General features: G+C 29.2%; 7 protein-coding genes. All 7 read left to right on the top strand.

The window, feature by feature from the left end:
- Positions 1 to 1,480 (top strand): 1,4-alpha-glucan branching protein GlgB (glgB, locus tag KHW44_RS03250; RefSeq protein WP_304065911.1); only part of this gene is annotated, 1,480 nt, incomplete at its 5' end.
- A gap of 8 nt (positions 1,481 to 1,488) precedes the next feature.
- Entirely contained in the window at positions 1,489 to 2,628 is a 1,140-nt protein-coding gene (locus KHW44_RS03245; protein WP_294685806.1) for a glucose-1-phosphate adenylyltransferase, read from the top strand.
- Between the two features lie 9 nt (positions 2,629 to 2,637).
- Positions 2,638 to 3,750 carry a glucose-1-phosphate adenylyltransferase subunit GlgD gene (gene glgD, locus KHW44_RS03240; protein WP_294685804.1) on the top strand — a complete coding sequence of 371 codons (1,113 nt, stop codon included), beginning with the start codon at positions 2,638 to 2,640 and terminating at the stop codon, positions 3,748 to 3,750.
- A gap of 10 nt (positions 3,751 to 3,760) precedes the next feature.
- Positions 3,761 to 5,185: a glycogen synthase GlgA gene (gene glgA / locus KHW44_RS03235; RefSeq protein ID WP_294685802.1), complete on the top strand. Its 1,425-nt coding sequence runs from the start codon at positions 3,761 to 3,763 to the stop codon at positions 5,183 to 5,185.
- Positions 5,182 to 7,293 (top strand): glycogen/starch/alpha-glucan phosphorylase, encoded by a 2,112-nt coding sequence (locus tag KHW44_RS03230; RefSeq protein ID WP_304065907.1) that lies wholly within the window; start codon positions 5,182 to 5,184, stop codon positions 7,291 to 7,293. Before glgA ends, KHW44_RS03230 begins: the two co-directional genes overlap by 4 nt.
- The gene (pulA, locus tag KHW44_RS03225) at positions 7,286 to 9,094 is read left to right on the top strand and encodes a type I pullulanase (protein ID WP_304065904.1); all 1,809 of its coding nucleotides are present in this window, start codon (positions 7,286 to 7,288) and stop codon (positions 9,092 to 9,094) included. The genes KHW44_RS03230 and pulA overlap by 8 nt, the downstream gene beginning before the upstream one ends.
- The gene (locus KHW44_RS03220; RefSeq protein WP_304065901.1) at positions 9,094 to 9,711 is read left to right on the top strand and encodes a hypothetical protein; all 618 of its coding nucleotides are present in this window, start codon (positions 9,094 to 9,096) and stop codon (positions 9,709 to 9,711) included. The genes pulA and KHW44_RS03220 overlap by 1 nt, the downstream gene beginning before the upstream one ends.
- The last annotated feature ends 171 nt before the right edge of the window (positions 9,712 to 9,882 follow it).

Here is a 9,882-nt window from a genome sequence, read left to right as displayed (position 1 = left end):
AAAAACTGATAAAATACACAGTCCAATGAGTATATACGAGATTAATCTATCTTCATGGAGAAAACATGGGGAAAATTATCTATCGTATATTCAACTTGCAGATGAACTTGTAAAATATCTCAAGGAAATGAATTATACTCATGTTGAGTTTATGCCATTGATGGAGCATCCATTTGACGGATCATGGGGATATCAACTTACGGGATTTTTTGCAGCTACTTCAAGGTTTGGTTGTCCAAAAGATTTGATGTATTTGATAGATAAATTACATCAAAATGATATCGGCGTAATCATGGACTGGGTTCCAGCACATTTTTGCAAGGATGATTTTGGTTTAAGAAAATTTGATGGGAATAATTTATTTGAAAAATCAAATAAGTATCTTGCTGACAATGATCAATGGGGTACTTTGAACTTTGATTTTTCAAAAAAAGAAGTCGTTAATTTTCTGATATCCTCGGCACTATTTTGGTTTAAGTATTATCATATTGATGGATTAAGAGTAGATGCAGTTGCATATATGATTTATTTGAATTTTTCAGGAAAAGATATCAGAAATGAAGATGGAAGTGTAGAAAATAGAGAAGCTATTGAATTTATTAAAAAATTAAATCAAACAATAAAATCTGAAGTCCCTGGTGTATTTGTGATTGCTGAAGAATCTACTTCTTGGCCAAATGTTACAAAGCCTGTAGAAAAAAATGGGCTTGGGTTTGATTTTAAATGGAACATGGGTTGGATGAATGACATTATAAAATACATGAAACTTGACCCAATTTATCGAAAAAACCATCATAATTTATTAACTTTTTCTATTATGTATGCTTTTAATGAAAATTATATTCTTCCATTTAGTCACGACGAAGTCGTGCATATGAAAAACTCTATGATTGGTAAAATGCCAGGAACTTACGATGAAAAGTTTGATCAAACTAGACTTTTATATTCATTTATGTTTGCTCATCCTGGTAAAAAACTATTGTTCATGGGAAATGATATAGGACAATTTGATGAGTGGAATGAATATAAAGAAGTTACATGGGAAGTTTTAGAATACGAAAAGCATCAAAAACTAAAACGATTCATGAGTGATTTGAATAAATTCTATCAAACAAATGACGAATTTTATGATTTGGACAGCAGTTACTCAGGATTTCAATGGGAAGATGTTAATAATTCAAATGAATCTTTGATAATTTTCGAGAGAATTAACTCGAAGAATGAGAAAATTATTTGCATATTTAATTTTACACCTGTTTTAAGAAAAAATTATCCTGTTGGTGTTGACGATTACGCTCTTTATTCAGTTGTACTTAATTCTTCGATGAAAAAATACGGTGGTAATTTGAATAGAAACAAACCATATTATTCAAAAAATATAAAGCATAATGACAGAGAATTTTCTATTTCAGTTGATATAGAACCATTTTCTGCAATGTTTATTAAGTTAAATAAATTAAGAAATATCAATAAAAAATAGGAGGGCTTATGAAAGCACGAAATAGAGTAGTTGCAATGCTTTTAGCTGGTGGTCAAGGTTCAAGACTCAAAGCTTTGACTAAAAATGTTGCAAAACCAGCAGTTTCTTTTGGCGGAAAATATAGAATAATTGATTTCGCTTTAAGTAACGCTGCAAATTCCGATATTAGAGATGTTGGGATTCTAACTCAGTACAAACCATTCAAATTGAATTCGCATTTAGGAAATGGTTCAAGCTGGGATTTGTCGAGAAATTCAGGTGGGTTAAGGATTTTATCTCCATTTGCTACTGAAAGTGGTGGTAACTGGTATGAAGGTACTGCAAACTCAATTTATGAAAATATGAATTATTTGGATGAATTAGATGCTGAATATGTGGTTATTTTATCCGGGGATCATATTTACAAGATGGATTACAATAAAATCTTGAAGTATCACAAAGAAAAAAATAGTGAACTTACTATTGCAGTTATGGAAGTTGATTGGAGTGAAGCTAGTAGGTTTGGGATTATGAATACTGATGATAATGGTAAAATTGTAGAGTTTGAAGAAAAACCTGCAAATCCTAAGAGTAATTTGGCTTCAATGGGAATTTATATTTTTAACTGGCACACTTTGAAAAAATATTTGATAGAAGATAATGAAGACAAAAATTCCAAACACGATTTTGGTATGAACATAATCCCTAAAATAATTGATGATGGCTTGAATGTGTTTGCATGGAAATTTGGTGGATATTGGAAAGATGTAGGAACTGTAAGAAGTTATTGGCAAGCAAATCTTGATTTATTAAATCCGGATAATAAACTTGATTTGTACGATACAAGTTGGAGAATTTACACAAAGAATAGAAATCTTCCTCCTCATTATGTCGACGAGGTTGCAACAGTAAAAAAATCTCTAATCAATGAAAATTGCTTGATTTATGGTAATGTCAATAATTCTGTTTTGTTTTCATCTATTACTGTAGAAAAAGATACAGATATTCAAGATTCTGTTATTTTGAGCGATACAGTAATTAAGAAGGGAGCAAAACTATACAATTGTGTGGTTGCAGAATCAATGACTATAGAAGAAAATCAAGTGATTGGTGAAAAAAATTCTGACAAAATTTATTTGGTTAGCGAAGATGGAATTGAAGAGTGCTAGGAGGATATTATGCAAAATTGTATTGGAATTATATACGGTGGAAAAAGTAGGCAAGATTTTGGATATTTAACTGATTCTAGACCTGAATATATGCTTCCTTATGGAGCAAGATACAGAATTATAGATATCGCTTTGAGTAACTTCGCTAATAATGAATTTTCAAACGTTGTTTTATATGGTGGAAAAATCATGCGTTCAACTTTAGATCACTTAGGAAATGGTGAAAGTTACGAATTAAACAGAAGAAGAAATGGACTTGTTATTTTCCCTCCAACTTTTGAAAATGCAGGTAAGGAAATAGTAGCATATAATGAAACTAGAGATTTTTATTTGAGATCTAGTGAAGAAGAGCTGTACTTCTACGATCCTATGGTTATATTTAGGGAAGATTTTTCGGTTTCACATGACAGATTTATCGAAGAAGATTTGGATATATTATTATTCTGTAAAGAAGTTGATAATGCCACTGGATTATACATCGGAGAAACAAGATTAAACTTGGATGATGATGGAAATCTGATTAGTATAGGAACAAATCAGGGAATTGACGATGAATTTAACTTGATGACAAATATAGGATACATGAAAAAGAAAGTTTTCTTAGATTTAATTCACGATGCAGCTAAAAATTCTAATTCCAATGAATTAATTGATGTTATTATTTCTAATTTAGATAAATTAAAAATAGGCGTGTACATGATTGATGGTTATGTCGAAGTAATTAGAAATTTGACACAATTTTATGATGCGAATTTAAAATTGTTAAATGCTGATATTTACAATAATGTATTTTTCAAAAATGGTCTGTTGCTTACAAAATCAAAAGACGAACCTTCCGCTTTATATGGGGACTCTGCTTCTGTGAAAAATTCTCTAATAGCAAACGGAGTTAAAATTGATGGAAAAGTAGAAAACTCGATTATTTTTAGAGGTGTTGAAATTCAAGGAGGTGCGGTTATTAAAAACTCTGTGATTTTTGAAAGGTCAATTATTGAAAAAAATGCTGTAGTTGTCAATACGATTACAGACAAAGGAGTTCTAATCAAAGAAAATGTAACTGCCGTTGGTAATCCAAATTATCCATATGAACTAAAAAAGAACGCAATTTTGGAAGATAAATAGGGGAATGTAAATGAAGATATTATATTGTGCAGCAGAGGCTGATCCATTTATAAAAACTGGTGGACTTGCAGATGTAGCAGGAACTTTACCAATAGAAATGAAAAAACAAGGCAATGATGTAAAAGTGGTCATCCCTTTGTACAAATTGATAAGTGAAGAATATAGAAATAAATTTAAATTTGAAGGAAGTTTTTATATAGATTTGGATTTTAAGCATCATTATGTTGGTGTATTTAAATACGTTCATAGAGGTGTAGAATTTTATTTCTTAGATAATGAAGATTATTTCTATAGAGATAATGTTTATGGAGAAAATGATGATTGCGAAAGATTTGTGTTTTTTTCAAAAGCTTGCGTTCAATTGTTACGATACATCGACTTTAATTGTGATATTATCCATTCTAATGATTGGCACACTGCAATGGTCAATGTCTATGCACGAGATTTTGCCAAAGGAGATCCTTTCTATGAGTCAATAAAAACAGTTTTTACGATTCATAATTTAAAATATCAGGGAGTTTTCAGTTCAAATTCTTTGAGGCAAACTGATCTATCTCCGATGTATTTTTCTGAAGATGCATTGAAATTCTACGATGCAATTAATTTTATGAAAGGCGCGATAGTTTTCAGCGATAAAGTCACAACAGTTTCTAAAACTTACGCGGATGAAATAAAATATTCTTTCTTCGGAGAAGGATTAGACGGAGTAATCAGACAATATCACTACAAAATATCTGGAATTACAAATGGAATTGACACGACTATTTGGGATCCTCAAACAGACCCATATTTATTTAAGAATTATTCCTTGAAAAATATCAAAGACAAATCTGTAAATAAAAAAGCACTACAAAGGATGTATGGCTTAGAAGAAAAGGACGTTCCAGTGTTTGCAATGGTAACTAGATTAGTTGAAAACAAAGGCTTAGAGCTTGTTAGATACATCATGGATGAGTTTTTGACAACAGAAGATGTTCAAGTGATAATTTTGGGAACAGGAGAATATTCTTATGAAGAAATGTTCAAATACTATGAATGGAAATTTCCCGATAAATTAAAGGCTAATATTTATTATAATAACGAAGAGTCACACAAAATATACGCTGGAGCAGATTTTTTGATGATGCCATCAGTATTTGAACCTTGTGGAATATCTCAATTAATTGCAATGAGATATGGAACTATTCCTGTAGTACGTGAAACTGGAGGATTGAGAGATACAGTTCAATCATTTAATGAATTCACCAAAGAAGGCAATGGATTTTCGTTTACTAATATAAATGCACACGACTTTTTGTATACATTACGAAGAGCAATATCTTTTTATTACAATGATGATTTTAAAGTAATTCAAGAACACGCAATGAATTCTAAAAATGATTGGGAACAATCAGCAAAGGAATACATTAAACTTTACGAGGAGCTAATTAAATGATAGCTATTTTAGAAGAACAACTAAGAAAATTATTGACAGTTAAATTATCATATAATTCATTGGTTGATCTTCAAAGTGCAAGTGTACTTGAAATCAGAATTGCTTTAAATGATGTCATAAAAGACATTATTTCTGAAAATTATAATGATATTTATAGAGACAAAACACAGAGATTCTACATTGTTTCATTTGAATTAATGCTAGAAAATTTGTTTCAACATTATATAGAAAAACTTAATTTGAAAAAATCTATCCAACACATTCTAGGTGAAAAATATGGGGATGTAGTAAATTTCGAAAATGATTTACACTTGGGGCAAAGTTATATAGGAAGATTTTCAGTTGATTTGTTTGAGAGAATTAGTAACCAAGGTAAGTTTTGCAAGGCATATTCTATTTTCTACAAAAATTCTCAATTCAAACAGAAAATAGTAGAAGATAATCAAATCGAAACGACGTTTCACGGGCCGAAAACCAGCGTTGTTTTCAAAAGGTTAAATGAATATGATTTGGAAATAGAAAATAATAGAGTAAAATCACAAATTCACGACATTCCTTATTTAGGAAACAACGTTAGTTTTGTAAGATTATTTGTACCAAAAGCAAATCCTAATCTTAATTATGAGAATTTTATATGTGGGAAATTAGAAGACATTTACAGTCAAGAAAATAAACTCAACTCAATTCGACAATTTGTTTATACTCCAGAAATTAATGAATTTGGGAAATATGTTAAATTTCTGCAACAAAAATTTTTATCGGAATCTATAATTGAGGATATTTTTAATGATGAGCTAAAGATTTTTAATAAAACGAACGAAATAGAAGAACATATTCAAATAAACATAATTGAAACTAACATGGCTTTGGTGATAATTCAGTTTATGCAAAAGTTCATGGACTTAGGATTTGATTTTGAACAAAGTTTTAAAAAATGCACAAAAATTTTTCGATACTATAACATCAATTTACACAGAGAATCATTTGAAAAAATGGATTTGAATTATTTGTATCAAAATGAAAGCATGAAGAATATTATTCAACAATTAAATGAAAAAGCTTTAATGAACGGTTTTCCAGAAATTATTCAAGAAAATTACTTGGATTGTTTTAATATACTAGCTTTTATGTCCAAAAAAATTAGCGTTGGATCTGAATATCAGAAAAGATTTTTGTCAAAAAGCGAATTTGTTAATATTAATGAAAATATTGCGAGAAAAATATCAGTAGAAACTTATGGATTTAACGAAAACTTATTTGGGAATGATATTCAAAAGGAAAACTTGTTTGAAGAAAAATTAATTTACAAGAAAAATTTAATTACAAAATACAACTTAAAAAATGTGAATGCGAAAAGTATTTTTAATATGCAACTAACGGATTTTCACGAAGGAAAAAGACAAGTGATGAATGTTTTGTATATCTTGTATTTGTATCTAAAACTAAAAGATAACGTTAACGTAACAATTACTTCGACAACATTTTTTATAGGAGGCATGAGTTCATTTGATTATCTGTTTTGCAAGAAAACTATTAGCTTATGCGCTGGATTGTCAAAAATAATAAATTCAGATAAATATATACAAGAAAAAATTAAACTTGTTTTTGTAGAGAATATTATGTTAGACCAAGTTCCAGATTTTGCTAAAGCTTGCGATGTTTTTAATTATATACCTTACAAAAACTTTGATGTTTCTAACACTTATCCTTACGCTTTCATGAATAACGCAGCAATAATAGTCGCTAGTGACAATAGCGTTTATCAAAATGTGTATCAAATAGATAATAATTCAGGAGTTTTCAAATTTGATGAAGGTAGATTGGAAGTTAACGAATCTACTGCAATGAATTTCATTTTACAAAATATTGATAAATTGAAAAATCAAAAAGTTATTGATGAATTTTTTGTGATTTTGAACTTAATAAAGAAGTACGACGACAGTTTTAATGTTATAAAATCATTGGATAATTTTGTAGAATTGAATGATACAATTCAAAAAATGTACTTGGATGAATGTAAATGGAATGAAAAAGTGATTAGAAATATTAAAATATCGAAAAAATTTGGTATTGATTATATAAATAGTTTGGGAGTTATGAATGTATGAGTTAGGATTTAATTACAATAAAGATTATACAGTTTTTAATCTTTTTGCTCCTGAAATAAATAATGTCAAATTATTATTGTACGAAAATTACGATGATGTAAGATACACTTCAATTGATATGAAAAAAGTTGGAGAATACTTCGAAGTCAAAGTTGAAGGGAATTTAGATGGGGTTTACTATAAGTATCAAATTGATGATAAGTATGAAATTGTAGATCCGTTTTGTAAAGCTTGTTCAATCAACAGCCTAAAATCTTGTGTAGTTGATTTGCAATCTACAAATCCTAAAGGGTTTCAAGATGAAAAATATGAAGTATCAAATAGAAATGATGCTATAATTTATGAATTATCTGTTAAAGACTTTTCTTCTGATTCATCAAGCGAAGTCCAAGAAAACTTACGAGGAAAATTTTTGGGATTAGTTTCGGACAATGATGTTTCGGGAATAAATCACCTGAAAGATTTACGAATTACACATGTTCATTTGATGCCTGTGTTTGATTTTGTAGGTGTCGATGAGAGAAATTCAGAAAATTATGCACAAGATAATTACAATTGGGGATACAATCCAGAAAATTATAATTGTATTGAGGGAAGTTTTTCTACTGAACCAGAAAATCCCAAGAATAGAATTATTGAATTCAAAAAAATGATTCAAGCATTACATGCAAATAATATCGGTGTGATCTTGGATGTCGTATATAATCACACTTTTAGGAATAAATCTCATCCTTTTAATCTGATTTATCCTCGTTTTTATAGACGTGATGAAAATAGTGATTTTACAAATGGTTCAGGAGTCGGAAATGAATTAAATACTGAGGATGAGTTCGTTAGGAATTTCATAATTGATAGCTTACTTTACTATCAAAAAGAGTTTCACATCGATGGATTTAGATTTGATTTGATGGCACTAATTGATTTAAAAACAACTTACGAAATTGTAAAAAAATTAAGACGAAAAGATGAAAATGTTATAATTTACGGAGAGCCTTGGATTGCAGATGATTCTCCATTATCAAAAGATAAAAGGACGACTTTTGGTTTGCAAAAAGGCAAGGATTTTGCGTTTTTCAATCCATTTTTTAGAAATGCAATAAAGGGCGATAATGATGATAGTTCCATCGGTTTTGTACAAGGAAATATGGACAAAGGTAGTTTGGAAGCGGGAATTTGCGGATCTGTTTATTATAACCAAAAAATTCAAGGCTTTTGCAAAAACACAAATGAAACCATAAACTACTTTAATTCTCATGATAATTTGATTCTTCAAGATAAATTACTTAAAACAAATGCAGATATTAAGACTTCCACTAAACTTTGTTTTGATTTAATAATGTTCAGTCAGGGCATTCCTTTTTTTCACTGTGGGAATGAATTTTTGAGAAGTAAATCGCTATTCAAAAACACTTACAATTTGCCTTTAGAGGTTAATGCAGTAGATTGGAAATTAAAAAAAGATAATGAAGAAGTTTACCAATATGTAAAATCGCTAATCGAATTTAGGAAAATGCATTCGGAATTTAGTATAATAAAAGATGAAGAAATAAGAAAAAGAATTAAATTTTACGATGTAAATGATTATTGCATAAGTTTTAGTATTCAAAATGATGTTGGCTTTCTTTTGATTTTTATTAACTCTGGAGATAAATTTGAATTTGACTTGAACGATTATTTTAGTGGTTTTAAAAAGTGTACTAAAGTTTTTCAAGACAAGATAGTTAAACAAGAAATAACTGATGATTTAATTTTGATTGATGCGAGAAAAAGCGGGGTATATTCAATAAGTATGGAGAAATAATGGATACTAGATATGAACTTAAAGATGTAGATAAAATTTTGAGTATAGAAGGCTTCTTTGGTGGAGATCAACAATGGTTTGAAGATGTTTTGCATTCAAACTATCTTACTAAAAAAGGTTGTTCAGTAATTGCCATCACAAATTTCCTTATCTACATTGCAAATACAAAAAAAGAATATGCTAAGTTAGTTCCAGAAAATTTTATCGGAATTCCGATAAATAAGACTGATTATATAAAATTTGCAGATAAGATTTCTACATTTGTTAAGCCCAAAATATACGGTGTACCTTTTTTGTTTCCGATGAATAATGGTATTAGAAAGTACGCTAAGAAAAACGGTATGAGCTTGGTAGCACAAAATTATAATTTTACTTGGAAAATCAGAAACATCGTAACATACATTATTGGTGCAATAGCAAATGGATATCCAGTTTTGATGCTTACTTTAAATCACAAAAATCCCGATGTAAAATTTCATTGGGTAACTATTACAGCGATTTATTACGATGAAAGCTGGAAGATAGAATGTTCAAATTGGGGCGAGAAGAGAGTATATGATTTAGAAAAATGGTTTAAAGAAAAATCTTTGTATAAAGGTTTAATTTATTATCAATAGGAGGTTTTTATGGATTATTTAAAAGTATATAATGAGTGGTTAAACGATGAGTCTTACGACGTAGAAACAAGACAAGAATTGATGTCAATAAAAGATAATGATGAAGAAATAAAAGATAGATTTTACAAATCATTAGAATTTGGTACTGCGGGATTAAGAGGAAAAATCGGA

Source organism: Finegoldia magna, assembly GCF_018371055.1.
Classification (GTDB): domain Bacteria; phylum Bacillota; class Clostridia; order Tissierellales; family Peptoniphilaceae; genus Finegoldia; species Finegoldia magna_I.
The sequence above is the reverse complement of the archived record's forward strand: the minus strand, read 5'-3'. Positions and strand labels throughout refer to the sequence as shown.

Coding starts and splice junctions, on each gene's coding strand:
- KHW44_RS03230 (WP_304065907.1), top strand. CDS start 5,182: ATGATAGCTATTTTAGAAGAACAACTAAGAAAATTATTGACAGTTAAA.
- pulA (WP_304065904.1), top strand. CDS start 7,286: ATGTATGAGTTAGGATTTAATTACAATAAAGATTATACAGTTTTTAAT.
- glgD (WP_294685804.1), top strand. CDS start 2,638: ATGCAAAATTGTATTGGAATTATATACGGTGGAAAAAGTAGGCAAGAT.
- KHW44_RS03245 (WP_294685806.1), top strand. CDS start 1,489: ATGAAAGCACGAAATAGAGTAGTTGCAATGCTTTTAGCTGGTGGTCAA.
- KHW44_RS03220 (WP_304065901.1), top strand. CDS start 9,094: ATGGATACTAGATATGAACTTAAAGATGTAGATAAAATTTTGAGTATA.
- glgA (WP_294685802.1), top strand. CDS start 3,761: ATGAAGATATTATATTGTGCAGCAGAGGCTGATCCATTTATAAAAACT.